Genomic DNA, 23657 nt, shown 5'->3' with positions numbered 1-23657 from the left:
TCAGATGAGCATCGAGCCCAGGGCGCGAGTCGCCCCCGAGCGCGTGCCGCCGGTCTGGGCGGCGGACCCGGCGCCGGTGGCGCCGGAGACGGCGGCGCAGCAGAAGGTCGTCCAGCGCATCTGCGCCAGGGTGGCCCCCGAAGGGGTCGAGGTCGGCGTCGGCGAGCTGCCTCCCGGCGGCCTGCAGGTGTGGATCGACGCCCCCGTCCACGTCGACCCCCGCGAGGCCTGGGTGCTCCACCACCGCATGGCCCGCGAGGTCAGCCTCGTCGGCTGGCACTGCGAGGCCGACAGCGACCGGCTGCTGGTGCTCGGCTGGAGCGCCGCCTGCCTGCACAACCGCATCAGGCTGCTGCAGAGCGGGCTGAAGCGCCTGTCCGACTTCGAGCACACCGCGCAGCGGGCCGTGCAACTGGAGGGCGAGGACCCGCGCGGCCGCACCGCGGCCGACGTCGCCGCCGCGACCCGCGCCGCCGTCGAGCGGCGGCTGCGCTGGCCGGCCCGGCTGGCCGAGCTCGACGGGTTCGACCGCAGCTCCGGCCTGGCCCACCTGCAACTTCTCCTGGCCCAGGTGGTCGGGCTGGAGTCGAAGGTGGCCGCGGCCTGCGAAGAGCACCTGATCATGGCCCGCGCCCTGGCGTGGTCCGTGTGCGAGCACTACGCCGCCCACGGCGACCTGCCCAGGGCGCAGCGCGAGGTGCTGGCCGAGACCCGCCGGTGGGTGCACGCCAGCTCCATCATCCGCGGCACGGCCGCCGTACGCCCGGCCGGGACGCCCCGTCCGCACATGGGGCTGACCGAGCGCCGGATCGCCGCCAGCGTCATCAACCACGGCGTGCCGAGGGCGACCCCCACGGCCGTCATCCCCCGCTCCGGCCACCAGGAGGGCACGTGACGACCCGCGTGCCGCTCCCCGGACGGCAGCACGCACAACCCGTACGAACCCTGTAGGAGAGCTCCCGTCATGCGAACCCCACCGCATCTGCCCGCGCTCGTCCGGCACGAGTCGTCCGACACCGAACGCACCCGCGCCCGCCGCCACCCCTACGGCCCGCACGACGTGCCCATGCAGGCCGCGCCGCGCGGCTCACTCGACTTCCCCGCCCCCGCCGCCGTCCCGCCCGCGCCCTACGAGGCGTTCACCGAGCAGCGGCTGCGTGAGATCAGGGAGATGTCCACCCAGGCCATCGGCTCCATCGACGACCTCCTCCAGCACACCGCCTGACGTGATATCGCATCCCCCGAGGAGAGCCATGCAGGGACTATCGCGAGTGGATCTGCGGCCGCGTGACGTGGGCGCCCACCGACCGCGTTCGCTGGCGGGCACCGAGACCCCGCACACCCTGGACGAGGTACGCGCCCTCGTCCGCCGGGCCATGGTGAGCAAGAGCCGCCTGTACCCGGTCAGCACCGGCAGGAACTGGGGCATGGGCTCCGCGCTGCCGGTCACCGAGGACAACGTCGTCGTCGACCTCAGTCAGATGAACCGCATCCGCGGCCTCGACCTGGAGGCCGGCTACGCCGTCATCGAGCCCGGCGTGACCCAGGCCCAGCTCGCCGAGGCGCTGCGGGACACGCCGTGGATGCTCAACGTCACCGCCTCCTGCGCCGACACCTCGGTCATCGGCAACGCGCTCGAACGCGGCGACGGCTGCTTCCGCTCCCGGGTCCAGGACGTGGCCGGCATCGAGGCCGTGCTCGCCGACGGCAGCGTGATCACCACCGGCGGGCTCGACCCCACCGGCGTCTACCACGGCCGGGTCGCCGGGCCCGACCTGACCGCCGCGTTCGTCCAGCACAACCTGGGCGTCGTCACCGCCATGGCCGTCTCGCTGGTGCCGCGCCCGGAGACGATCGGGCTCGTGCACGCGCGCATCCGGCGCAACCAGGTGGGCGCCGCGATCGGCGCGATGACCGGGTTCCTGCGCCGCGGCAACCCGGCAGGCGGGCTCATGCGGCTGCGCGAGCTGGCCCTCGCGCCCAACCGCGACGGCGGCTGGCTGCTGCCGGCCGGCGTGGACACCGGCAGGTTCACCGTGCTCGGGCCGCTGCTCGGCACCGGCGCCACCGTCGAGCTGGCCGAGGAGATGCTGCGCAAGGCGCTCATCGAGGTCGAGGGCGGCGAGACGCTGCGGGTGCTCGACGCCGCCGCCGTCGGCCCCGACGACCCGCTCTACACCAGGGCGCTCACCGCCCAGGGCATCCCGACCTGCCAGGGCGTGCGCAACGCGCTCGGCGTCACCTCCTGCGACCAGATCGACGCCGGCGGCATGGGCTTCCTCGTGCTGCTGCCGCTGATGCCGCTGCACGCCAGGAAGACCGAGCGCATCCTCGACGCCCTGCAGACCGCGGTCGACAACCACGGCATCGCCCTGATGGTGGAGTGGAACCTGGTCAGCCCGCACATGGCCAACGCCGTCATCCAGATCTTCTTCGACCGGGCCGACGCCGACGCCGCCCACCGCGCCCACCAGCTGCGCAACGACGCGAGCTGCCTGCTGCGCGGCCACGGCTGCGCCATCTACCGCTCCGACATCGACCACGCCGCCGCCGACGTCTGGTCCGAGACCAGCACCGCCAGCCTCGGCATGCTCCACCGGCTCAAGACCGCTCTCGACCCGGACGGCCTGCTCTCTCCCGGCCGTTACGGCGCCTGACCCCCCGAACCACCCCGCGCCGGTCGCACCCACCGCAGTGTGCCGGCCGGCGGGGAACCTGAGGCTTTCTTGCGAGGAGGACCGAGTGCGTGAGACACCAGTGGCCGTCAGAGCAACCGGCGTGACCCGCCGTCACGCCGTGATGCTGCGGCTGGTCGGCGCGGGCGTGATGCTGACCGTGATGGCCGACACCACGGCCACCACCCTGGCCGTCGGCGTGCTGCGTTACACCCCCGCGGGCGCCGGCATGCCGCTGGGCGACCTGGTCTGGCTGACCAGCGCCGCCTTCATCCCGATCGCGGCGCTGCTGGCCACGGCCGGCCGCTGGGCCGACCTGTTCGGCCGCCGCCGGGTGCTGGCGTTCGGGCTGGTGGTCTTCGTGGCCGGCGGGGTCGCCACCGTCGCCGCGTCGTCCTGGTCGTTCGTGCTGGCCGCGCGGGCGGTGCAGGGCGCGGGCGCGGCGGCGATGATCCCGGCCAGCCTCGGGCTGCTGCTCGGCGAGCTGCCCGAGTCGCAGCGCCGGGGCGCGATCGCGCTGTGGAGCTCGGCCTCCGGGCTCGGCTGCCTGCTCATGCAGGCCGGCGGCGGCTGGCTGGCCGCCACCGTCGACTGGCGCGCCCTGTTCGTGCCCGACGTCGTCATCGGCGTCGCGCTGCTGATCGCCTGCGCCGCGCTCCCGTCCGGCAGGCGTGCCGCGGCCAAGGGCGTGCCGGACGTGCTCGGCGCCTGGCTGCTGGCCGCCGGGATCGCGGTGATCGTGCTGGCCATCTCCAAGGCCATGGCCTGGGGCCTGGACGTCGTGTGGCTGGCCGTCGCGGCCCTGGCGCTGCTCGGCGGCGCGCTGGCCCAGGCCAGGCACCACCGCCTGCCCGCCATCGACCTGGCGTTGTGGCGGCAGCGCAAGTTCGTCTGGGGCTGGCTGGCCACCTGGTTCTTCGGCGCCCTGTCCTACGGGCTGCTCACCGTGCAGCCGCTGTACCTGCTGCACCTCGGCTACCCCATGCTGGAGGTGGCGATGTGGCTGACGCCCACCTCGGTGGCCGTCGTCGTCACCAGCTACCTGGCCGGCAAGCTGCTCAAGCACATCGGCGCGTACGGCCTGATCTACGCCGGCTCCCTGCTCTGCGGCGGCGCGTGCGTGCTCGTGCTCACCCAGTCCGGGCCGACGGTGTGGGGCCTGATCGCCAGCGTCGTGGTCGGCATGGGCGTCGGCGCGCTGGCGCCCGGCACCTCCGTGGCCACCACCCTGGCCGCCCGCCCCAGCCAGTACGCCTCCGCCGTCGGCGCGGCCACCATGGCGCGCATGGTCGGCGGGGCCGTCGGCATCGCCGTGGTGTCCCTCGTCATCGACCACCCGTTCATCCTGACCGGCCCGCTGGCCGGGCTGGCCGGCGCGCTCGCCATGTGCGTGGCCATCTCGGTGTTCATCGGGGCCATCGCACTCACGAAGATCACCCGGCTGCGGACCGACCCGGGCGACGACATGATCAAGGTGCCGCGCCGGCTGCTGCTGGAGCTGCGCATGACCCTCGCCACCGTCGCGGCGGAGGCCGACGCGCTGCTGCCTGTCGAGACCCGCACGACCCCCAGGGATCACATCCCGAGGCCCCGGGCGGCAGAGAGCTCGGAGACCTACGGAACCACGCACGTCTAGTTCAACCTCAAGAAGGGCTCTCGTCATGGCAACCACCTCGTGCGACGTGGCCATCGTCGGCGCCGGGCTCGGCGGCTGTTTCCTCGCACTGCTGCTGCGCCGCCGCGGGCAGCGCGTCGTCGTCATCGAGCAGGGACCTTCGATCCCCAGCGCGGGCGCCGACTTCCTCAAGCCCCCCGGCCTGCGGGTGCTGGCCCGCCACGGGCTGGCCGAGCTCGTCGAGCGCCACGGCCTGCGGCGCGACCTCATCCGCTACTACCACGACGGCGAGCCGATCAGGGAGTGCCGCTTCCCCGACGGGGGCTTCCTCATCCGCCCCTACCGCGAGCTGGTCGAGCTCATCTACGCCTGCTGCGCGATGGAGGGCGTCGAGTTCTGCTTCGACGCCGCCATCGAGCACGTCGAGCGCGACGGCGACCGCGTCGAGCTGCTGACGCTGTCCGACGGCAGCCGGCTGCGCGCCGACGTGGTCGTGGGCGCCGACGGCACGAAGTCGGCCGTGCGCCGGGCGCTCGACATCGACCAGGTCACCATGCCCTACGACCGGCTGCTGATGCGGGTGGCCACCGTGCCGCTGAGCGCCAGCGTCGCCCGGCTCAACCGGCTCTACTTCAGCTCCGGCGGCTGGCTCGCCTACCTCTACCCGCTCGACAGGGACCAGGCCAGGGTGTTCGTCGGCCTGCCCCCCGAGCAGGACGACGAGGTCTTCGGCCGGGGCGCCGCCGGCCTGCCCGACATGCTGAAGGGCTTCGTCACCGACAGCACCGACGCCTTCGCCTCCCTGCAGGCGGCCGCCTGGCAGCCGATCAGGGTCTCGTCGCTGCGGGTGGGGGCCTACCACCGGGGCAACGCCGCGCTGCTCGGCTCGGCCGCCTTCGCCTGCCATCCCATGACCGGCATGGGCATGAGCTACACCCTGTACGACGCCGAGATCCTGGCCGACGTCATCTCCGCGGCCGGCGGCGACCTGCCGCTCCTCGACAAGCTGCTCCAGGCCCGCTACGAGCCGCGCCGGCAGGCGCACCGGCAGCTCATCGACTACGGCGACGCCCTGGCCGCCACGTTCCACGACCGGCGGGCGTACCTGCGGGCCTTCCGCGCCGACCTGCACATCTACGGCGACGAGGCGGCCCCCCGCCCCGCTCCCGCGCTGCAGCCGATCTGACCCCGCCGCCCTCCGGAAGGCCCCGGCGCCCCCGCCTCAGAGACGTACGGGCGGGGCCGCCGGGCCCCGGTAGGGCAGGGTCTGGCTGTAGACGATGTTGGTCGTGGTGCTGCCGAACCGGGCCAGCTCGTCGATGACGCGTTCGAGGTGGGGCATCGAGCCGGCCGCCACCTTCAGCGTGTAGCAGTCCTCGCCGGTGGTGCGCAGGCATTCCAGGATCTCCGGGCGCTCGCCGAGCAGGCGGCGCAGCGGCTCGTGCCGGCTGCCGGGATACTTCAGGCGCACCACGGCCAGCACGCCGAACCCGACCTTGCCCAGGTCGACCTCCGCCCGGTAGCCGGCGATGACGCCCAGCGCCTCCAGCCGCCTGACCCGCTCGGTCGTCGCCGAGGCGCTGAGGTTGACCCGGCGGCCCAGCTCGGTCAGCGGCAGGCGGCCCTCCCGTTGCAGCTCCGCCAGGATCGCCCAGTCGGTGTCGTCGAGATCCTCGGCCATCCGGCGAATATACCGGCAGATCCACGGCGATCCCCGCCGTACACCGTGAGCGTGGCCTTCAGCCCGGCGGGACGGCCTGGATAACCTTCGGTGTCATGAGAATCGGCGTGAACGTACCGAACTTCGGGCCCGGCACCGACCCGGCCACACTGCGGCGGTGGGCGCAGACCGTCGAGGGCCTCGGCTACGACCTGCTGATGATCTCCGACCACGTCGCGATCACGCCTGACGTCGCCGCGCAGTACCCGGGGCCCTTCTACGAGCCGTTCACCACGCTCTCCTGGCTGGCCGGGATCACCACGCGGGTCAGGCTCGGCACCTCGGTGCTCATCGTGCCGTACCGGCATCCGCTGGTGATGGCCCGGATGGCGGCCAACCTCGACCGGTTCAGCGGCGGCCGGCTGGTGCTCGGCGTGGGCATCGGCTGGGCGCGGCAGGAGTTCGACGCGCTCGGGGTGCCGTTCGAGCGGCGCGGCCGGCTGACCGACGACCACCTGCTGGCCATGCGCGCCGCCTGGTCCGCCGCCGACGACTACCGCGCCGGGCCCATCCCGTTCTGGGTCGGCGGCAACGGCGAGGCCGGGCTGCGCCGCGCCGTACGGCTCGGCCAGGCGTGGCACCCCCTGCGCAACACCCTGCCCTGGCTGCGCGAGGCCGCCGGGCGGCTGGCGGACGTCGCCGGCGAGCTCGGCCGCCCCGTGCCCGCGTTCGCGCCCCGCATCCTGCTGCGGCTGACCGCCGAGCCGGTCACCGGCCCCGGCCGCCACGCCGGGGAGGGCACCCTCGACCAGGTCCTGGCCGACCTCGACGCGCTGCGCCAGCTGGGCGCCGACACCGTCGTGCTCGACCCGTTCGCCGGCGACCCCGCCGAGACGCTGCACCCCCAGACCGCCTGGCACGCGCTCGCCGCCGTGGCCGGCCACTGGGACCTCGAATCCCGCGACCCGTCCAAGGAGGACGACGATGACCCCCGATGACGAGACCCTGCTGCGCCGCGCCATCGAGCTGGCCGCCCGCGCCCGCGCGAACGGCGAGGCCCCCTTCGGCTCGCTGCTGGCCGGCCCCGGCGGCGAGGTGCTGGCCGAGGAGCACAACACGGTCCTCGGCGACCGCGACATCTCCGCCCACCCGGAGCTGAAGCTGGCCCGCTGGGCCGCCCGCGAGCTGACCCCGGAGGTCGCGGCGGCCACCACCATGTACACCAGCTGCCAGCCGTGCGGCATGTGCGCCGGCGCCATCGAGCGCTCCGGCCTCGGCCGCGTGGTGTACGCCCTGTCGAACGAGCAGCTCGCCGGCCTCAAAAGCGGCCCCGGCTGGCCGCACGTCCCGCAGGAGGGCCCGGCCCTGTACGCCGAGGCCAGCGCGCCGCTGGAGGGCTACTACCGCTGACCCGCCCGGCCGCCGGCCGGGGGCCGCCGATGGTAGGGCCTGCACCACCATCAGGACGGGTGACAGCGGGGGTCCGCCGCGAGGCCGCCGCCGCGATGCTGAGGAGTGATCACGCCCGCTCACCAGCATCGGAGAGAACCTTGACCGTGGTGGAAACCCCTCGCGCAGCGCCCCGGGGGAGCGACTTCGCGCACCTGTCGCGCCGCATCGCCCAGGCGGGGCTGATGGAGCGGCGGCCCGCCTACTACGCGATCAGGATCGGCCTGGTGGCCGCCCTGTTCGCCGGAGGGTGGACGCTGTTCGCCGCGGTCGGCGACTCCTGGTGGCAGCTCGGCGTCGCGGCGCTGCTGGCCGTCGCCTTCGCCCAGGTCACGCTGCTGGCCCACGACCTGGCGCACGGCCAGGTGTTCCGGTCGCGGCGGCGCAGCAGGATCGCCGGGCTGGTGGTCGGCAACCTGACCGTCGGGCTCAGCTACGGCTGGTGGATGGACAAGCACACCCGCCACCACGCCAACCCCAACCACGAGGACCACGACCCCGACGTCGCGCCCGACATCCTCATCTGGTCGCGGCGGCAGGCCGAGGCCAGCCGCGGCCTGCCCCGCTTCATCGGCCGGTGGCAGGCGTTCCTGTTCTTCCCCCTGCTCACCCTCGAGGGCCTGAACCTGAAGGTGGCCGGCTTCCGCGCCCTGCGCAGGGTGAAGGGCGGACGCACCGAGGGGCTGCTGCTCGTCGCGCACAACCTGGCCTACCTGGCGGGGGTGTTCGCGGTGCTGCCGCCCGGCAAGGCGCTCGCCTTCCTCGCCGTGCACCAGGCCTGCTACGGCGTGTACCTGGGCTGCACGTTCGCGCCCAACCACAAGGGCATGCCGGTGCTCACCGCCGAGGACTCCCTGGACTTCCTCCGCCGCCAGGTGCTGACCTCCAGGAACGTGCGCGGCGGCCGGCTGATGAACGTCGCGCTCGGCGGGCTCAACTACCAGATCGAGCACCACCTGTTCCCCGGCATGCCCTCGGCCAACCTGCGCCGCGCCCGGCCCCTCGTCCGCGAGTACTGCCGCGAGCTCGGCGTCGAGTACGCCGAGTGCGGGCTCGTCGAGTCGTGGGCCCAGGCGATGCGGCACCTGCACGAGGTCGGGGCGCCGCTGCGCGCCCCTCAGGACGTGACCACCAGCTCCATGCCCTCCTGATCCTCCCGGATCTCATGACCGGCCGCGGCCAGGACCATCCGCAGCGCGAGCAGCACCGCGGTGCGGATGGTCGCGTACTTCACCAGGCGGGCCGCGGTGTCCGTGCCGGCCGGACCCCAGACGACCACCACCCCGCGGGACGGATCGAGCCAGACGGTGAGCCCCCCGTCGACCGGCGGCAGGGACGGTTCGACGTCGAAACCCGCGTCGGTCAACTCCTGCCGGACCACCAGTTCCAGATCCGGCCCGTCGCCTCGGGCGAAGTCCATCAGAATCCGCTGCCCTGGCACGGACACGCCGAACGCGCCGCCTGGTAAGTGTGGCGGTTGTGTAAGGATGGCGGCTGTGACCGCCGCGTCAGTCTGGCTGCGTCTGTCGCGGGCCGTCGTGTTCGCGACGGTCTGCGACTTCGTGTCCGCGGCGGGGCACCTGCTGGCCGGTGGCGGGGCCGTCCCGCTCTGGGGCGGCGCGCTCGGGGTGCTGGCCGCCCTCGCCGCCGCGCTCACGATCAACGGCCGCGAGCGCGGCATCGCGGCGATCCTGGCCGCCACCACGCTCACCCAGCTCGTGCTGCACCAGCTCTTCGAACACCTCGCGCCCGCCACGGGCGCCGCCGCCGCGCACGGCCACCCCGCGCCCGCCATGGCGCTGGTCCACCTCACCGTGGCCGCGCTGACGGCGTGGTGGCTGCACCGCGGCGAGCGCGCGCTGTGGCTCATGATCCGCCTGTCCGCCGCGCCGCCCCCGATCCTCGGACCGCTGCCGCTCGGGCCGGTCGAGGTGCCGAGCGAGCCGCGCCGCCCCGGCGGGCGCGCTCCGGCGTACGCCGACGTCCCCACTCCGATGGGCAGGACCGCCTGCCGCACGGTCACCCGGCGAGGACCACCCCGGCGGCTGCGCCGCCGCTGAAGTGCCGCGTCCGGTCCAGGACGCGTCCCCGTCCTCGCTCTTCTGTGCCCTTCTGTGCCCGGACGGCGCCCCGGCGCCGGTCCGGCCGTCCGCATCCGGAGTTCCCATGAAGCCCTCCTGGTCCTTCCGCCTGGCCGCGCTCGCCTGCGCGGCCCTCCTGGCGCTGCTGCCGTCCACCGCGGCGCTCGCCCACGACACGCTCAAGAGCAGCTCACCGGCCAAGAACGCGCAGTTGTCCGCGATCGAGCGGATCGAGCTGGAGTTCAACGCCCACGTCCAGTTCCCCTTCGTCGTGCTGCACGACGCGGCGGGCAAGGCCGTCGAGGTCGGCAAGCCCCGCGTCGAGGGGCCCAAGGTGGTCGCCGACGTGCCCCGGCAGCCCGCGCCCGGTTCGTACGTGATCGCCTGGCGTGTCGTCTCCTCGGACGGACATCCGATCGAGGGCGAAATCCCGTTCGTCATGAAAGGATCTATTTCTCAACCGGCAGCGGCGCCCTCGCCCGTCGAGGAACGGCCCGCCGCGACGGGCGTCCCCGGCTGGATCTGGGGCGGGCTGGCGGTGCTCGTCGTGCTGGGCGCGGTCCTCCTGATCAGGGGCGCGCGCCGCGGCCCTGACCAGGAGGACGTGGATGCTGGTTGAGCGGGCCAGGGAGCTCGCGCGGCAGTGGGTGCTCGACGAGGGCGCCCGCCTGCCCGGGTTCGAGGGGGCGTTCCTGACCGGGTCCGCGCTGTGGGCGGCCCCGGGCACGGAGCTGGGCCCCACGTCCGACGTGGACGTGATGGTGCTCGCCGACCCGCCGCCCGCGATCGGCAAGTTCCGCTACGAGGGCGTCCTGCTGGAGGTCTCCGGCATCGCCCGCATCGGCTCCACCCACGAGGTGCTGAGCGACTACCACCTGGCCGGCAGCTTCCACCTGCCCAGCGTGCTGGCCGACCCGACCGGGCGGCTCGGCGAGATCCAGCGCCTGGTGGCCCGTGACTTCGCCGAGCGGCCCTGGATCATCGCCCGCTGCACGCAGGCGATGGACCGGGTGCGCGGCTGGATCAACTCCATGGACGAGAACGCGCCCGTCCCCGAGCAGGTGGCGTCCTGGCTGTTCGGCACCGGCGTGACCACGCACGTCCTGCTGGTCGCCGGGCTGCGCAACCCGACCGTGCGCCGCCGGTACGCCGCCGTGCGCGAGCTGCTGGCCGGGCACGGCCGGCTCGACTGGCACGAGCACCTGCTCGAACTGCTGGGCTGCGCGCGGATGACCCGGCAGCGGGTGGAGCGGCACCTGGCGGCCCTGGAGGCGGTCTTCGACGCGACGGCCGGGCTGGAGGCGCCCTCCTACCGCTTCACCTCCGACATCACGCCGCAGGCGCGTCCGGTCGCCATCGACGGCAGCCGCGAGCTCGTCGCCGCCGGGCTGCACCGGGAGGCGGTGTTCTGGCTGGTCGCCACGTACGCGCGCTGCCTGGACAAACGCGCCGCCGCAGGGGCGCCGGCCGGGTACGAGGAGGGCTTCCAGGAGCTGCTGGCCGACCTCGGCGCCGAGACGTTCGCCGACCGGCGCCGCCGCGGCGACCACGTGCTGGCCGCCCTGCCCAGCCTGTGGCAGACGGCCATGGCACTGTGCTGACGGGCCCGGGGGCGCCCGCCTCAGGTCCGGCGCAGCGAGCGGGTCAGACCGGCGGCGATCGTCGTGGCCAGTACCCACCCGGCCATGATGAGCCCCCATGCCAGCCACTGCGCGCCGCCCTGCGGGTTGTAGGCCTTCTCCTGCCCGAGGTCGATGATCGGCAGCAGCAGGTCGAGGGTGTAGACCAGCGCGTGGAACGGCGGCGCCTCACCCGGCTTCAGCGGCGGCGGCACGTCGAGCCCGAACACGACCGTGCCCGCGGCCAGCAGCGCGGCCAGCCAGGCCGCCGCGCGCAGGGGGCGGAAGCCGTAGCCGACGGTGGCGTCCTGGAGGTGGCCCCAGAAACGGGCGTACCAGGGAAGCGTGGCGCGGCGTTGCCGCTGGCCGGCCAGCAGCGTCTCGCGGGCGTCGGCGTCGCCGCCGAGCCGCCGGTACATCGCGGCCAGCTGCTCGTAGGCGCCCGGCAGGTAGCCGTCGGGGTCGGCACGCAGCCAGCGCAGCCGCCGCGCGGCCGGCAGCATGGGGTCGAGCACCTCGTACGACAGCCCGTCCATGCGCATCGCCCGCGGCCAGCCGGCGGGGTCGTCACGCAGGACGCCGATCCGCGCGTACCGTAACTCCACCACCCCCTCGACCGGCGCGGCCGTGCGCAGCGCCAGCTCGCGGGCCTCCAGCCGCCAGCACTTCAGCGCCACCTCGCCGGGCGCGGCCAGGGTGGCGCCGTCGAGGCACAGGCGGCTGCCGACCTGGGCGCTGGTCAGCCTGATCCGGCCGCGGGCGGAGAAGCCGTCGCAGAGGTTGAGCACCTTGCCCACCGACAGGCCGTTGGCCGACAGCGCGGCCCCGCCGGGGTTGACCAGGGTCGCGCCCTCGAAGTGCGCCGGGCCGGTGACCGTGGCGTCGAGCAGGCTGAACTCGCCCTCGGTGCGCAGCCCCCGCCAGGCCAGCAGCGAGCCGTTCACGGTGAGGCCGTCGGCGGCGACCACCACGCCGCCAGGGGCGCTCAGCCGCGCGCCCTCCAGGCCGAGGGTGCCGCCGATGACCGAGCGGTTGAGGCGCACCTGCCCCTCGGCCGTCAGCCCGGCCAGGAAGAGCCCCGCCTCGGCGTTGAGCCCGGTGGCGCGCAGCGCGAGCCCGCCCGGCCGCCGGATGCGCGAGCCGCGTAACGTGAGCGGGCCGGACACGCGGGCGAAGCGCAGGCTGACCTCGCCGTCGGCCTCCATGTCCCGCGCGAACAGCCCGACCTGGACGATCACGTTGGACGCCTCCAGGGCCGTGCCGCCCGGCGCGTCGAGGCGGGCGCCGTCCAGCTCGACCGCGCCGCCGATCCGGGCCGAGGCCAGGACGAGCGTGCCGTGGCAGGCGAAGCCGTCCTGGGCGCGCAGGTGGCCGGCCACGTCGAGGTGCTCGCCGTTGAGCGCCGTGCCCGCCGGATGGCTCAGGCGGGCGCAGTTGAGCACGAGATTCCCGCTGATCCGGCCGCCGGGCAGCCGCAGCTCGCCGGTGACGTGGCTGCCCGCCAGCCGCAGGTTGCCCTCGACCTGGACGTTCGAGGCGGTCAGGCCGGGCAGCAGCGAGCCGCTGAAGCTGAGGAAGCGGGTGCGGGCGTGGTAGAGGTCGGGGGCGGCGTCGAAGGCGCAGCCCTGGAAGGTGACGGGGAAGGGGAGCTCGGCGAACGCCAGGTTGAGCGCGCCGGTGATGCGCGCCCCGGCCAGGATCAGCCGCGGCTGGGCGGCGGGCTCGTCGAACCCGCCGAGCAGCAGCCCGGCCAGCACCTCGCCCCGGACCGTGCGGCCGGCGTCCCAGGACGCGGCCACGACGGGGTCGTCGCCGGCGGGGTCGCCGGTGCGCAGGTCGACGGCGCGGCCGTGGGCGAGCGCGGCGGCCACGGCCCGCTCGGCGTCGTTGAGATCGGCGATCGGCACACCGCCATCATCGCCGACCCCGCCTCACGCGCGGACCTCAAGGCCCGGCGCCTCAGGAGCGGACCTCCAGGCCCGGCGCCTCACGCGCGGACCTCAAGGCCCGGCGCCTCAGGAGCGGAGCTCCATGACCCGGGGCCTCAGGAGCGGACCTCCAGGCCCAGCGCCTCGGCGATGACCGTGGCCTGGAAGGGGTCGATGACCGCCTTCTTGAGCGTGACCGTGTGCGGGTCGAGCGTGCTCAGGTCGCTGCCGCGCAGGTCGCAGCCGGTGAGGTCGGCGCCGTGCAGCCAGGCCCCCGACAGGTCGGCCCGGCGCAGCTCGGCCCCGGCGAGCCGGGCCCCGGTCAGGTCGGCCTCGCGCAGCCGGACGCCGTGGAAGGCGCTGCCGCGCAGGTCGGCGCCGGGCAGCCCGGTGTAGGACCAGTCGCCGCCGTCGACCTTCAGCAGCCCGAAGGTGCAGCCGTCGAACATGCTGCCGGTCAGCTTGCACCCCCTGAACGTGGCGTCGAACAGGGAGCACCGGCTGAACAGGCAGTTGAGGAAGCGCGCGTCCTCGTGGGTGGAGACGTTGAGCCGCACGTTCCGGAACGTGCACTCCTCGAACGAGGCCCCCTGGTCGACCAGCTCGGTCAGGTCGACGCCCTGGAACAGGACCCGGTGGAAGGTCTCACCGGCGATCTCCGTCCTGTCCCAGTCGTCGGCGTGGATCGTCGTCTCGATCGGGGGCGCGGGCACCCCGTGCTTACGGTCGGCCATGCGAACAAACTAGCGGATCACGCCTTGTTCGCGATGGCCGTGATGAGCGGCTGGACGAGCTTGGCCGCCAGCGGCCCGAACGCCGCCAGGATCAGCACGTACGCCGCCGCCAGGGCCCCGAGGTCGGGATGGGCCCCGGCGCCCACCGCCAGGCCCGCGATGACGATGTTGAACTCGCCGCGCGGGATGAGGGCGATGCCCGCCCGTGCCTGACCGGCCTTGCCGATGCCCGCCCGTCTGGCCGCGTACGCGCCCGTCAGGAGCTTGGTCACCATGCTCACCAGCGCCAGCAGCGCGGCCAGCCCCGCCACCGGCAGGATCTTCGCCGGGTCGGTCTGGAACCCGAAGAAGACGAAGAACACCGCCGCGAACAGGTCGCGCAGCGGCGCGAGCAGCGCCTGCGCGTCGTGCGCGAGCTGCCCCGACAGCGCGATCCCGACCAGGAACGCGCCGACCGCCGCCGAGACCTGCAGCTGCTGGGCCAGCCCGGCCACCAGCAGCGCCAGCCCGACCACCTTCAGCAGCAGCACCTCGGAGTTGGGGCTCGACACGAACGCCTCGATGAAGCGCCCGAAGCGCAGCGCCACGACGAGCACGACGCTCACCGTGCCGAGCGCGATGCCGACCGAGATCGCCCCGCTGACCAGGCTCAGGCCGGCCAGCAACGTGGTGAGGACCGGCAGGTAGACCGCCATGGTCAGGTCCTCGAACACCAGCAGGGACAACACCGTCGGCGTCTCCCTGTTACCGATCCAGCCCAGATCGGACAGCACCTTGGCGGTGATGCCGGAGGAGGTGGCGTAGGTGACGCCCGCCATGGCCACCGCCGCGACCGGCCCCCAGCCCAGCAGCAAGGCGCAGATAGCGCCGGGGGCGGCGTTCAGCACGAGGTCGACGATGCCGGCCCGCGCGTTGCTCGTGAGGCTGGTGACCAGTTCGTCGGCGTTGTACTCCAGACCGAGCGTCAGCAGCAGCAGGACGACGCCCAGCTCCGCGCCGACCGAGATGAACTCCTCGCTGGTCGCCAGCGGCAGCACGCCGCCCGTGCCGAACGCCAGACCGGCGATCAGGTAGAGCGGGATGGGGGAGATGCCGCCGCGCAGCGCGAGCGCGCCCAGAACCCCCAGACCCAGAAGAACAGCACCGAACTCGAGAAAGATGACTGCGGTTTCGTGCACCCGCGGTTACCCGTCAGCCAGGATGCCGGCGACTTCCGCGGTGCTGTCCGCGCTCCCCACCACGACCACGACGTCGCCCTCGCGGAAGACGAAGTCGGGGCCGGGGCTGGCGAACACCTGGCCGCCGCGGACCACGGCGACGATCGAGGCGCTGGTACGGGTCCTGACCCGGGCCTCGCCCATGGTGCGCCCGGCGTAGGGGGAGCCGGACGGGATGGGGAGCTGGACGCTGACCAGGCCCTCGACCTGCTGGTGCAGCTGGTTGAGCCGCTGCACGATGCGGGGGGCGCCGAGGAGCTCGGCCAGGGCGTCGGCCTCCTCGTCGTTCAGCTTGACCGTCTGACAGGCGCGGTCGGGGTCGTCCTTGTCGTAGATCACCAGGTCGCGACGGCCGGTGCGGTGCGAGACGATGCCTACCCGCTGGCCGGCGCGGGTGGTGAAGTCGTGCCGAAGCCCGATCCCCGGCAACGCTGTCTGCTCTACCTCCACCTATCCCACCCATCCCAAAAAATACGCATATTTCTGGACAACACTACCAACGGTCTTCGCCCGCTTGACCTCCTCGTATCCCGCCGTTGCACGCCGTCCGGTGCCCGCCGGCCGCCCGCCGCGTCCCCCGCCCGGCCCGCGCGGGAACGGTCCGCGCGGGAACGGTCCGCGCGGGAACGGGCGGCGCGGGCGGGACGCGGGTGGGAAAATGCCGGGGACGTTGCCGCGGGAGAGGCGAGACGAAGCGATGCCGACCACTTCCCCCATCCGGCTGCTGCTCGTGGAGGACCACGCGATGGTGGCCGAGGCCATCGGCCAGGCGCTCGGCCGGGCGCCGGGCATCGAGGTCGTGGCGCAGGCGGGCACGGTCGCCGCCGCCCTCGCCGAGGCCGCCCACCGCCGGCCCGACGTCGTGGTGCTCGACCGGCGGCTGCCCGACGGCGACGGCGTCGAGGCGATCGGCCGGTTCGCGGCGGTCGCGCCCGCGGCCCGGGTGCTGGTGCTGACCGGGGAGGCCACCGCCTCCGTCGCCGCGCGGGTGGTGGCGGCGGGCGGGGCGGGCCTGCTGGTGAAGTCGTCCAGGCTGGAGGAGCTGGAGTCGGCGGTGCGCGAGGTGGCCGCCGGCGGCGTGGTGTTCACGCCCGGCCTGCTGCCCGGCGTGCTCGACCGGCTGACCGGCCGGGTGCGCAGCCCGGGTGCCGCGCTGACCGCGCGCGAGCGCGAGACGCTGCGGCTGCTGGCCGAAGGGGCGAGCACGGAGGAGATCGGCACGCGGCTCGGCGTGGCCCGCAACACCGCGCGCAACCACGTCCAGCACGTCCTGGAGAAGCTCGGGGCCCGGTCCAAGCTGGAGGCCGTGGCCGTCGCACGCCGGGAAGGGCTGCTCGACTGACGCAGACGCACCAGACGGCGTCCCTCATCCGTACCGGAAGAGGTGGTTCCGCTGCGTCTCGTGATCAGTCCTGTACTGCCCGACAGTAGGAGGATGGGCAGTTTCGCTGCGCCGTACCAGGTGGACACCCAGCTCCCGGAAGAGATGGGCAGCATCACCGCGGCCCGTCAGAGAGCACGTGAGGTGCTGGCCGAGTGCGGCTATCGCGGACGCCGCGAGGACGTCCTGCTCGTGGTCTCCGAGCTGGTGACCAACGCGCTCGTCCACGGCGACGGCCCGCCCGCCTTACGCATCCGCTGCACCCCCTCCCACGTGCGGATCGAGGTGCGCGACCACGGCCCCCGCCTGCCCGTGCCGCGCGAGCCCGGACCGGACAACGGCTGGGGCCTGCGCGTCATCGAGCTGCTGTCCACGAGCTGGGGCGTCTCCCGCCCCGATGGGAACGGAGCCGAGGGCGACGGAGAAGGCGGCAAGGTGGTGTGGTGCGAGCTGGCGCCCCACGTCGTCGCGCTGGCCCAGGAGCGCTCCAGGGCGTGATCGAGTTTCGGTCTTCCGCCGGGCCGTGCGAAGCTGCAGTATGCCCGGTCAAGACAGGCAGTCAGAGGACATCCAGCTGCTCGTCCGCAGCGTCGTCGACTACTCGATCTGTCTCCTCGACCCCGCGGGCCATGTGACCAGCTGGAACGCCGGCGCCGAGCGCATCAAGGGCTACCGGGCCGAGGAGATCATCGGCCGCCACTTCTCGGTGTTCTACCCGCCCGAGGACGTCGCGGCCGGTCGTCCGGAACAACTGCTGGGCCGTGCGGCGGCGGCCGGCCGGGTGGCCGACGAGGGCTGGCGCGTCCGCAAGGACGGCGCCCGCTTCTGGGCGCGCGTGATCATCACCGCCCTGCGCGACGAGCGGGGCCTGCTGCGCGGGTTCGGCAAGGTCACCGGCGACCTGACCGAGCGCCGCCTGGCCGAGCAGGCGATGCGCGACAGCGAGGAGCGCTTCCGCCTGCTGGTCCAGAACGTCGTCGACTACGCCATCTTCATGCTCGACGCCCAGGGCCGGATCGTCAGCTGGAACGCCGGCGCCGAGCGCATCAAGGGCTACCGGGCCGAGGAGATCATCGGCCGCCACTTCTCGGTCTTCTACCCGCCCGAGGACGTCGCGGCCGGCAAGCCCGCCATGGAGCTGGAGGTCGCCGTCGCCGACGGCCGGTGGGAGGAGGAGGGCTGGCGCGTCCGCAAGGACGGCACCAGGTTCTGGGCCAGCGTGGTCATCACCGCCCTGTACGACGAGCGCGGCGAGCTGCGCGGGTTCGGCAAGGTCACCCGCGACCTGACCGAGCGCCGCAACGTGGCCCGCGCCCTCGACGAACGCGGCATGCTGCTGGCCCACCTGGTCCGCGCCCAGGAGGTCGAACGCCGGCGCATCGCCTACGACGTGCACGACGACACGATCCAGTCCATGGTCGCCGTCGGCATGCGCCTGCGCGCGATGGAGAGCGGCCTCGGCGGTGAGCAGGCCGCCGAGGTGCGCGGCATCGGCGAGGCCGTCGAGGCGGCCGTCGCCCGTCTGCGCGACCTGACCTTCGAGCTGCGCCCGCCGGCTCTCGACGAGGAGGGCCTGGTCGAGGGCCTGGCCGGCTACCTGCGGCAGGTGACGGCCGGCACCGGGCTGTCGTTCGAGATCGACCACCGCCTCGACGCCGACCCGCCGCCCGAGGCCGCCGTCACCATCTTCCGGATCTGCCAGGAGGCGATCACGAACGTGCGCAAGCACGCCCGCGCCACCTCGATCAGGCTCTCGCTGGTCTCGCTCGACCGCGGCGTGCACGTACGCGTCGCCGACGACGGCACCGGGCTGCCGCCGGGCGCGGAGGGGCCGCTGCGCCACTTCGGGCTGATCGAGATGCGCGAACGCGCCGAGATCGCGGGCGGCTGGTGGAGCCTGACCGACCGGCCGGGGGCCGGGACCACCGTGGACTTCTGGGTGCCGGCCGTCCCGCACGCCTGACTGTCGCTCACCGGCGGGGGAGCACCTCCAGGGCCTGGCGGGCGATCTCCCACTCCTCGTCCGTGGGCACGACCAGCACCGCCACCTCCGCGCCCGGCGGCGAGACCGCCCGCTCCCCGGCCGGGCCGGCCGCGTTCAGCGCGGGGTCCACGGTGATCCCGAGCCGGTCGAGCCCGGCCAGGGACTCCGCGCGGGTGGCCGCGTCGTGCTCGCCGACGCCGCCGGTGAACACGATCGCGTCCAGGCGGCCCAGCAGGGCGTAGTACGCGCCGACGTACTTGCGGATGCGCCGGGTGTAGACCTCCAGGGCCAGCCGGGCCTCCTCGTCGCCGCGGGCCCGCACCTCGCGCATGTCGAGCGTCCCGGCCAGGGCGCGCAGGCCGCCCTCGTGGCTGAGCGCGCGCTCCACCTCCTCGCCGCCCATGCCGCGCACCCGCGCCAGGTAGCCGGCGATCGCGGGGTCCACGTCGCCGGAACGGGTGCCCATCACCAGCCCCTCCAGCGGGGTCAGCCCCATGGAGGTGTCCACGCTGCGCCCGCCGGACATCGCCGTCGCGCTGGCGCCGTTGCCCAGGTGCAGCACGACGAGGTCGAGGCCGGCCAGGTCGCGGCCGAGGAGGGCGGCGGCGCGGCGGGAGACGTAGGCGCAGGAGGTGCCGTGGAAGCCGTAGCGCCGCACGCCGAGCTCCCGCCAGGCCCGCGGCACCGCGTACGTGTACGCCTGCGGCGGCAGCGTGAGCTGGAACGCCGTGTCGAACACCGCCACCTGCGGCACCCCGGGGAACGCCGCCCGCGCCACCCGGATCCCCGCCAGGTTCACCGGGTTGTGCAGCGGCGCGAGCGGCGCCAGCTCCTCGATCGCGGCGATCACCTCGTCGTCCACGAGCGCCGGGCCGGTGAAGCGGGTGCCGCCGTGCACGACCCGGTGCCCGACGGCGACCGGCTCCAGCCCCGGCCCGGCCCGCTGGAACGCCTCCAGCATCGCGGCCAGCCCCTCGGCGTGCCCGGGGAACCGCTCCTCCCGCACGTACGGCGGCCCGCCGCCGGCGTGGTGCGTCAGCCGCCCGCGCTCCTCGCCGATGCGCTCCACCAGCCCGCGCGCCGGACGCTCGCGGGTGCGCACGTCCACCAGCTCGTACTTGATGGAGGAGGAGCCGGTGTTCAGGACGAGAATTCGGCCGGCCATGTCCACGACCTGATCTCCGCCGGGTCCTCTCCGTGCTCCCTGGTGTGGGCGCGGGCCCGCAGCCGCGCGTCGCTCATCCGCTGACGCAGGTGCGCGGCCTTGGAGCCGAGCCCCGGCACCCGGTCGATGACGTCGATGACCAGGTGGTAGCGGTCGATGTCGTTGAGCATGGCCATGTCGAACGGCGTGGTCGTGGTGCCCTCCTCCTTGTAGCCGCGCACGTGCATGTTGGCGTGCCCGGTGCGGCGGTAGGCGAGCTGGTGGATGAGCGAGGGGTAGCCGTGGAAGTTGAAGATGATCGGCCGGTCCACGGTGAACAGCGTGTCGAACTCGGCGTCCGGCATGCCGTGCGGATGCTCCGACCGCGGCTGCAGCCGCATCAGGTCCACCACGTTGACGACGCGCACCTTCAGCTCCGGCAGGTGCTCGCGCAGCAGCGCCGCGGCGGCCAGCGTCTCCTGGGTCGGCACGTCGCCCGCGCAGGCCAGCACCACGTCCGGCTCGCTGCCCTGGTCGGTGGAGGCCCACGGCAGGATGCCCAGGCCGCGCGTGTTGTGCGCGATCGCCTCCTCCATCGTGAACAGGTCCAGCACCGGCTGCTTGCCCGCCACGATCACGTTGACGTAGTCGCGCGAGCGCAAGCAGTGGTCGGCCACCGACAGCAGGGTGTTGGCGTCCGGCGGCAGGTAGACCCGCACCACCGACGCCTTCTTGTTGACGACCACGTCCAGGAAGCCGGGGTCCTGGTGGCTGAAGCCGTTGTGGTCCTGCCGCCACACGTGCGACGACAGCAGGTACGTCAGCGACGCCACCGGCCGCCGCCACGAGATCTTCTGCGACGACTCCAGCCACTTGGCGTGCTGGTTGAACATGGCGTCGATGATGTGGATGAACGCCTCGTAGCAGTTGAACAGGCCGTGCCGGCCGGTCAGCAGGTAGCCCTCCAACCAGCCCTGGCACAGGTGCTCGCTCAGCACCTCCATCACCCGGCCGCCGGGGGCCAGGTTCTCGTCCGTGGGCAGTAGCTCGGCCTCCCACGCCCGGTCGGTGACCTCGAACACGTCCTGCAGCCGGTTGGAGGCGGTCTCGTCGGGGCCCATCAGCCGGAAGTTGCGCGGGTTGCCGGCGATCACGTCGCGCAGGAACCCGCCGAGCACCCGCGTCGGCTCGGTCAGCTGCGCGGCCGGGGACTTGACCTCGACGGCGTGCCGGCGGAAGTCCGGCAGCCGCAGCGGCTGCAGCAGCTCGCCGCCGTTGGCGTGCGGGTTGGCGCTCATCCGCAGCGGCCCCCGCGGCACCGTCGCCAGCACCTCCTCGACCGGCCTGCCGTCGGAGCCGAACAGCTCCTGCGGCCGGTACGAGCGCATCCACTCCTCCAGCATCGCCAGGTGCGCCGGGTTCTCCCGGACCCCGGCCAGCGGCACCTGGTGGGCCCGCCAGGTGCCCTCGACCGGCTTGCCGTCCACCTCGCGCGGGCCGGTCCAGCCCTTCGGCGTGCGCAGGACGATCATCGGCAGCCGCCGGTCCTGGCCGCCCTTGTACTCGGCCAGCTCGTCGAAGACGGTGTCGAGGGTGGCGGCCATCTCCTCGTGCGAGGGGCCGACCAGGTGGGGGCGGTAGCCGTACCCCTCCATGAGCTTGAGCAGGTCCTGCTCGGGGATGCGGGCCAGCACGGTGGGGTTGGCGATCTTGTAGCCGTTCAGGTGCAGGATGGGGAGCACGACGCCGTCGCGCCGGGGGTCGAGGAACTTGTTGGAGTGCCAGCTCGCGGCCAGCGGGCCGGTCTCGGCCTCGCCGTCGCCGATGACGCAGGCCACCACCAGTCCGGGGTTGTCGAACGCGGCGCCGTAGGCGTGGGCGAGGGAGTAGCCCAGCTCGCCGCCCTCGTGGATGGAGCCGGGCGTCTCGGGCGCGACGTGGCTGGGGATGCCGCCGGGGAAGGAGAACTGGCGGAACAGCCGCCGCATGCCCGCGACGTCCTGCGAGACGTCCGGATATCGCTCGGTGTAGGAGCCCTCCAGCCAGGCGTGCGCCACGGCGGCGGGCCCGCCGTGGCCGGGACCGGCGATGTAGATCATGTCCTGGTCGCGTTCGGAGATCACCCGGTTGAGGTGGGCGAAGCAGAAGTTGAGCCCCGGGGTGGTGCCCCAATGGCCTAGCAGGCGCGGCTTGATGTGCTCGGGGCGCAGCGGCTCGGTCAGCAACGGGTTGTCCAGCAGGTAGATCTGCCCGACGGACAGGTAGTTGGCCGCCCGCCAGTACGCGTCTATGTGGTCCATGCCCCTGCCCATTCCTCCGCAGGCGGTGCTGAATCCCCGGGCTGCCGATAATGTGCCGTCACATGGCGCTGCGCAGTTCCCGCTGGTACTCCGGTGACGACAGGAACTCCTACATCCACCGGGCCTGGATGCGCCGCGGCCTGCCGCGCGAGGCGTTCGAGGGCGAGCGGCCGCACATCGCGATCGCCAACAGCGCCTCCGACCTCGCGCCGTGCAACTCCCACCTCGACGAGGTCGCCCGCAGCGTCATGGACGGCGTGTGGGCGGCCGGCGGCGTGCCGCTCGACCTGCCCGTCCTGTCGCTGGGCGAGACGAACGTGCGCCCCACCGCCATGCTCTGGCGCAACCTGGCCGCCATGGCCGCGGAGGAGCTGCTGCGGGCCAACCCGATCGACGGCGTGGTGCTGCTCGGCGGCTGCGACAAGACCGTCCCCGCGCTGCTCATGGCCGCCGCCTCGGTCGACCTGCCGGCGCTCGTCGTGCCCGGCGGGCCCATGCTGACCGGGCACTTCCGCGGCGTGCCGCTCGGCTGCGGCACCGACGTGTGGCGGCTCAGCGAGGAGGTGCGGGCCGGCACGCTCTCCCGCGAGGCGTTCCTCGCCTCGGAGTCGTCCATGATCCGCAGCCGCGGCCACTGCAACACGATGGGCACCGCCTCCACCATGGCCTGCATGGCCGAGGCGCTCGGCATGACCCTGCCCGGCACGGCCGGCACCCCGGCCCCCGACAGCCGCCTGCTGGAACGCGCGCACGACAGCGGCCGGCTGGCCGTCGAGCTGGTACGCGCGGGCCGCCGCCCCAGCCACGTCATGACCAGGGCCTCCTTCCTCAACGCCATCGTGACGCTGGCCGCGATCGGCGGCTCCACCAACGCGGTCGTGCACCTGCTGGCCATCGCCGGGCGGCTCGGCGTCGAGCTGAGCCTCGACGACTTCGACCGGGCCGGCTCGGGCGTGCCGCTGCTGGCCGACCTCCAGCCCGCCGGCCGTCACCTGATGGACGACCTGTTCCGGGCGGGCGGCCTGGCCGCCCTGCTGCGGGAGGTCGAGGACCTGCTCGACCCCGCGGCGATCACCGTCACCGGCAGGCCGCTGGTCGAGCACCTGGCCGGCGCGGAGATCTGGGACGACACCGTGATCCGGCGGCGCTCCGACCCGCTGCTGCCCGACGCGGGCATCGCCGTGCTGCGCGGCAACCTCGCGCCCGACGGCGCCGTGATCAAGCCCGCGGCCGCCTCGCCGGAGCTGCTGCGCCACCGCGGCAGGGCGATCGTCTTCGACGGCGTCGAGGACGCCCGCGCCCGGCTCGACTCGCCCGGCCTCGATGTGGATGAGACCTCGGTGCTGGTGCTGCGCGGCTGCGGCCCCAGGGGCTACCCGGGCATGCCGGAGGTCGGCAACCTGCCGCTGCCGCGCAAGCTGCTGGCCAGGGGCGTGCGCGACATGGTGCGGGTCAGCGACGCCCGGATGAGCGGCACCGCGTACGGCACGGTCGTCCTGCACGCCTCGCCCGAGGCGGCGGCAGGCGGCCCGTTGTCGCGGGTGCGCACCGGCGACCCGATCGTGCTGGACGTGGCCGCCAGGAGGCTCGACGTCGACGTCCCGGAGGCCGAGCTGGCCGCCAGGGAGCCGGTCGTGACCGGTCACGCCCGGCCGGCCCGCGGCTGGGAGCGCCTGTACGTCGACCACGTCACCCAGGCACACCTCGGCGCTGACCTCGACTTCCTGACGGGCTCCTCCGGCGACGCGCCCGGCCGGGAGTCCCACTGAAAGCAAAGAGTGCCCGGCGCCGTGCGCGGAATCTTCCCCGTGGGGTACGGGGTTCCCTGACGGGAGCCCGGCTCAGCGGATCTCCCGCGAGTGCGGGACGA

At 73.8% G+C, this 23657-nt stretch carries 23 protein-coding genes; 15 read left to right on the top strand and 8 right to left on the bottom strand.

The annotated features are described in order from the left end of the window. Window positions 1–4 precede the first annotated feature (4 nt). The 5 genes from ACFYYW_RS22360 to ACFYYW_RS22340 all read left to right on the top strand — a co-directional run bounded on the left by ACFYYW_RS22360 (window position 5) and on the right by ACFYYW_RS22340 (window position 5476). The gene (locus ACFYYW_RS22360; RefSeq protein ID WP_387651019.1) at window positions 5–895 is read left to right on the top strand and encodes a hypothetical protein; all 891 of its coding nucleotides are present in this window, start codon (window positions 5–7) and stop codon (window positions 893–895) included. 69 nt (window positions 896–964) lie between these two features. Next, entirely contained in the window at window positions 965–1225 is a 261-nt protein-coding gene (locus tag ACFYYW_RS22355) for a hypothetical protein (RefSeq protein WP_387651017.1), read from the top strand. Window positions 1226–1271: 46 nt separating this feature from the next. Beyond that, window positions 1272–2657, top strand: coding sequence for an FAD-binding oxidoreductase (locus tag ACFYYW_RS22350; protein ID WP_387651015.1), 1386 nt, complete (start codon window positions 1272–1274; stop codon window positions 2655–2657). 85 nt (window positions 2658–2742) lie between these two features. After that, the gene (locus ACFYYW_RS22345) at window positions 2743–4311 is read left to right on the top strand and encodes an MFS transporter (protein ID WP_352328236.1); all 1569 of its coding nucleotides are present in this window, start codon (window positions 2743–2745) and stop codon (window positions 4309–4311) included. A 25-nt stretch (window positions 4312–4336) separates the two neighbouring features. Next, window positions 4337–5476 (top strand): FAD-dependent oxidoreductase, encoded by a 1140-nt coding sequence (locus ACFYYW_RS22340; RefSeq protein ID WP_387651013.1) that lies wholly within the window; start codon window positions 4337–4339, stop codon window positions 5474–5476. A 36-nt stretch (window positions 5477–5512) separates the two neighbouring features. Here ACFYYW_RS22340 and ACFYYW_RS22335 read toward each other — a convergent pair whose 3' ends face one another. Further along, window positions 5513–5971, bottom strand: coding sequence for an Lrp/AsnC family transcriptional regulator (locus ACFYYW_RS22335; RefSeq protein WP_352328238.1), 459 nt, complete (start codon window positions 5969–5971; stop codon window positions 5513–5515). Window positions 5972–6066: 95 nt separating this feature from the next. Here ACFYYW_RS22335 and ACFYYW_RS22330 point away from each other — a divergent pair, with 95 nt between their 5' ends. The 3 genes from ACFYYW_RS22330 to ACFYYW_RS22320 all read left to right on the top strand — a co-directional run bounded on the left by ACFYYW_RS22330 (window position 6067) and on the right by ACFYYW_RS22320 (window position 8550). Next, window positions 6067–6948 carry an LLM class flavin-dependent oxidoreductase gene (locus tag ACFYYW_RS22330; RefSeq protein WP_352328239.1) on the top strand — a complete coding sequence of 294 codons (882 nt, stop codon included), beginning with the start codon at window positions 6067–6069 and terminating at the stop codon, window positions 6946–6948. Further along, window positions 6935–7360, top strand: a complete 426-nt coding sequence (locus ACFYYW_RS22325) for a nucleoside deaminase (RefSeq protein ID WP_387651011.1) — start codon at window positions 6935–6937, stop codon at window positions 7358–7360. Before ACFYYW_RS22330 ends, ACFYYW_RS22325 begins: the two co-directional genes overlap by 14 nt. A 224-nt stretch (window positions 7361–7584) precedes the next feature. Next, the gene (locus ACFYYW_RS22320) at window positions 7585–8550 is read left to right on the top strand and encodes a fatty acid desaturase family protein (protein ID WP_387651266.1); all 966 of its coding nucleotides are present in this window, start codon (window positions 7585–7587) and stop codon (window positions 8548–8550) included. On the opposite strand, the gene ACFYYW_RS22315 is transcribed toward ACFYYW_RS22320, so the two are convergent. Continuing rightward, complete coding sequence (locus ACFYYW_RS22315) at window positions 8517–8819, bottom strand: hypothetical protein (RefSeq protein ID WP_387651009.1); 303 nt, start codon at window positions 8817–8819, stop codon at window positions 8517–8519. The two genes, ACFYYW_RS22320 and ACFYYW_RS22315, sit on opposite strands and share 34 nt — an antisense overlap. 76 nt (window positions 8820–8895) lie before the next feature. Here ACFYYW_RS22315 and ACFYYW_RS22310 point away from each other — a divergent pair, with 76 nt between their 5' ends. From ACFYYW_RS22310 to ACFYYW_RS22300, 3 genes are all read left to right on the top strand, one after another. Further along, window positions 8896–9459, top strand: coding sequence for a hypothetical protein (locus ACFYYW_RS22310; RefSeq protein WP_387651007.1), 564 nt, complete (start codon window positions 8896–8898; stop codon window positions 9457–9459). Between the two features lie 106 nt (window positions 9460–9565). Then, window positions 9566–10099, top strand: a complete 534-nt coding sequence (locus tag ACFYYW_RS22305) for a copper resistance protein CopC (RefSeq protein ID WP_387651006.1) — start codon at window positions 9566–9568, stop codon at window positions 10097–10099. After that, window positions 10089–11081, top strand: coding sequence for a hypothetical protein (locus ACFYYW_RS22300; protein WP_387651004.1), 993 nt, complete (start codon window positions 10089–10091; stop codon window positions 11079–11081). The genes ACFYYW_RS22305 and ACFYYW_RS22300 overlap by 11 nt, the downstream gene beginning before the upstream one ends. Window positions 11082–11101: 20 nt before the next feature. On the opposite strand, the gene ACFYYW_RS22295 is transcribed toward ACFYYW_RS22300, so the two are convergent. The 4 genes from ACFYYW_RS22295 to ACFYYW_RS22280 form a co-directional block, all read right to left on the bottom strand. Continuing rightward, the gene (locus ACFYYW_RS22295; protein WP_387651003.1) at window positions 11102–13006 is read right to left on the bottom strand and encodes a hypothetical protein; all 1905 of its coding nucleotides are present in this window, start codon (window positions 13004–13006) and stop codon (window positions 11102–11104) included. Between the two features lie 137 nt (window positions 13007–13143). Continuing rightward, complete coding sequence (locus ACFYYW_RS22290; RefSeq protein ID WP_352329069.1) at window positions 13144–13761, bottom strand: pentapeptide repeat-containing protein; 618 nt, start codon at window positions 13759–13761, stop codon at window positions 13144–13146. Between the two features lie 17 nt (window positions 13762–13778). Further along, window positions 13779–14939 (bottom strand): cation:proton antiporter, encoded by a 1161-nt coding sequence (locus ACFYYW_RS22285; RefSeq protein ID WP_352329071.1) that lies wholly within the window; start codon window positions 14937–14939, stop codon window positions 13779–13781. A 6-nt stretch (window positions 14940–14945) separates the two neighbouring features. Next, window positions 14946–15428 carry a cation:proton antiporter regulatory subunit gene (locus ACFYYW_RS22280; protein WP_352329073.1) on the bottom strand — a complete coding sequence of 161 codons (483 nt, stop codon included), beginning with the start codon at window positions 15426–15428 and terminating at the stop codon, window positions 14946–14948. 247 nt (window positions 15429–15675) lie between these two features. Here ACFYYW_RS22280 and ACFYYW_RS22275 point away from each other — a divergent pair, with 247 nt between their 5' ends. The 3 genes from ACFYYW_RS22275 to ACFYYW_RS22265 all read left to right on the top strand — a co-directional run bounded on the left by ACFYYW_RS22275 (window position 15676) and on the right by ACFYYW_RS22265 (window position 18322). After that, window positions 15676–16320 (top strand): response regulator transcription factor, encoded by a 645-nt coding sequence (locus ACFYYW_RS22275; RefSeq protein ID WP_387651001.1) that lies wholly within the window; start codon window positions 15676–15678, stop codon window positions 16318–16320. A 93-nt stretch (window positions 16321–16413) separates the two neighbouring features. After that, window positions 16414–16857 carry an ATP-binding protein gene (locus ACFYYW_RS22270; protein WP_387650999.1) on the top strand — a complete coding sequence of 148 codons (444 nt, stop codon included), beginning with the start codon at window positions 16414–16416 and terminating at the stop codon, window positions 16855–16857. 40 nt (window positions 16858–16897) lie between these two features. Continuing rightward, entirely contained in the window at window positions 16898–18322 is a 1425-nt protein-coding gene (locus tag ACFYYW_RS22265) for a PAS domain S-box protein (protein ID WP_387650997.1), read from the top strand. A gap of 7 nt (window positions 18323–18329) precedes the next feature. Here the strand turns inward: ACFYYW_RS22265 and ACFYYW_RS22260 are convergent, their stop codons facing one another. Both ACFYYW_RS22260 and ACFYYW_RS22255 read right to left on the bottom strand, forming a co-directional pair. Continuing rightward, window positions 18330–19508, bottom strand: a complete 1179-nt coding sequence (locus ACFYYW_RS22260) for an acetate/propionate family kinase (RefSeq protein WP_387650996.1) — start codon at window positions 19506–19508, stop codon at window positions 18330–18332. After that, the gene (locus tag ACFYYW_RS22255) at window positions 19484–21787 is read right to left on the bottom strand and encodes a phosphoketolase (protein ID WP_387650995.1); all 2304 of its coding nucleotides are present in this window, start codon (window positions 21785–21787) and stop codon (window positions 19484–19486) included. Before ACFYYW_RS22255 ends, ACFYYW_RS22260 begins: the two co-directional genes overlap by 25 nt. A 62-nt stretch (window positions 21788–21849) precedes the next feature. On the opposite strand from ACFYYW_RS22255, the gene ACFYYW_RS22250 reads away from it, so the two are divergent. Beyond that, a complete protein-coding gene (locus tag ACFYYW_RS22250) occupies window positions 21850–23556 on the top strand; it encodes an IlvD/Edd family dehydratase (RefSeq protein WP_387650993.1) in 1707 nt (568 codons plus the stop codon). Window positions 23557–23657 lie beyond the last annotated feature (101 nt).

The sequence above is a fragment of the Nonomuraea sp. NPDC001831 genome, from assembly GCF_042892035.1.
In the GTDB taxonomy this organism is placed as follows: Bacteria; Actinomycetota; Actinomycetes; order Streptosporangiales; family Streptosporangiaceae; genus Nonomuraea.
The sequence above is the reverse complement of the archived record's forward strand: the minus strand, read 5'-3'. Positions and strand labels throughout refer to the sequence as shown.

Bases quoted from the DNA above. Each gene is read 5' to 3' on its own strand.
- ACFYYW_RS22360 (WP_387651019.1), top strand. From the start codon at position 5: ATGAGCATCGAGCCCAGGGCGCGAGTCGCCCCCGAGCGCGTGCCGCCG.
- ACFYYW_RS22355 (WP_387651017.1), top strand. From the start codon at position 965: ATGCGAACCCCACCGCATCTGCCCGCGCTCGTCCGGCACGAGTCGTCC.
- ACFYYW_RS22340 (WP_387651013.1), top strand. From the start codon at position 4,337: ATGGCAACCACCTCGTGCGACGTGGCCATCGTCGGCGCCGGGCTCGGC.
- ACFYYW_RS22335 (WP_352328238.1), bottom strand. From the start codon at position 5,971: ATGGCCGAGGATCTCGACGACACCGACTGGGCGATCCTGGCGGAGCTG.
- ACFYYW_RS22330 (WP_352328239.1), top strand. From the start codon at position 6,067: ATGAGAATCGGCGTGAACGTACCGAACTTCGGGCCCGGCACCGACCCG.
- ACFYYW_RS22325 (WP_387651011.1), top strand. From the start codon at position 6,935: ATGACCCCCGATGACGAGACCCTGCTGCGCCGCGCCATCGAGCTGGCC.
- ACFYYW_RS22320 (WP_387651266.1), top strand. From the start codon at position 7,585: ATGGAGCGGCGGCCCGCCTACTACGCGATCAGGATCGGCCTGGTGGCC.
- ACFYYW_RS22315 (WP_387651009.1), bottom strand. From the start codon at position 8,819: ATGGACTTCGCCCGAGGCGACGGGCCGGATCTGGAACTGGTGGTCCGG.
- ACFYYW_RS22305 (WP_387651006.1), top strand. From the start codon at position 9,566: ATGAAGCCCTCCTGGTCCTTCCGCCTGGCCGCGCTCGCCTGCGCGGCC.
- ACFYYW_RS22300 (WP_387651004.1), top strand. From the start codon at position 10,089: ATGCTGGTTGAGCGGGCCAGGGAGCTCGCGCGGCAGTGGGTGCTCGAC.
- ACFYYW_RS22290 (WP_352329069.1), bottom strand. From the start codon at position 13,761: ATGGCCGACCGTAAGCACGGGGTGCCCGCGCCCCCGATCGAGACGACG.
- ACFYYW_RS22275 (WP_387651001.1), top strand. From the start codon at position 15,676: ATGCCGACCACTTCCCCCATCCGGCTGCTGCTCGTGGAGGACCACGCG.
- ACFYYW_RS22270 (WP_387650999.1), top strand. From the start codon at position 16,414: ATGGGCAGTTTCGCTGCGCCGTACCAGGTGGACACCCAGCTCCCGGAA.
- ACFYYW_RS22265 (WP_387650997.1), top strand. From the start codon at position 16,898: ATGCCCGGTCAAGACAGGCAGTCAGAGGACATCCAGCTGCTCGTCCGC.
- ACFYYW_RS22260 (WP_387650996.1), bottom strand. From the start codon at position 19,508: ATGGCCGGCCGAATTCTCGTCCTGAACACCGGCTCCTCCTCCATCAAG.
- ACFYYW_RS22255 (WP_387650995.1), bottom strand. From the start codon at position 21,787: ATGGACCACATAGACGCGTACTGGCGGGCGGCCAACTACCTGTCCGTC.
- ACFYYW_RS22250 (WP_387650993.1), top strand. From the start codon at position 21,850: ATGGCGCTGCGCAGTTCCCGCTGGTACTCCGGTGACGACAGGAACTCC.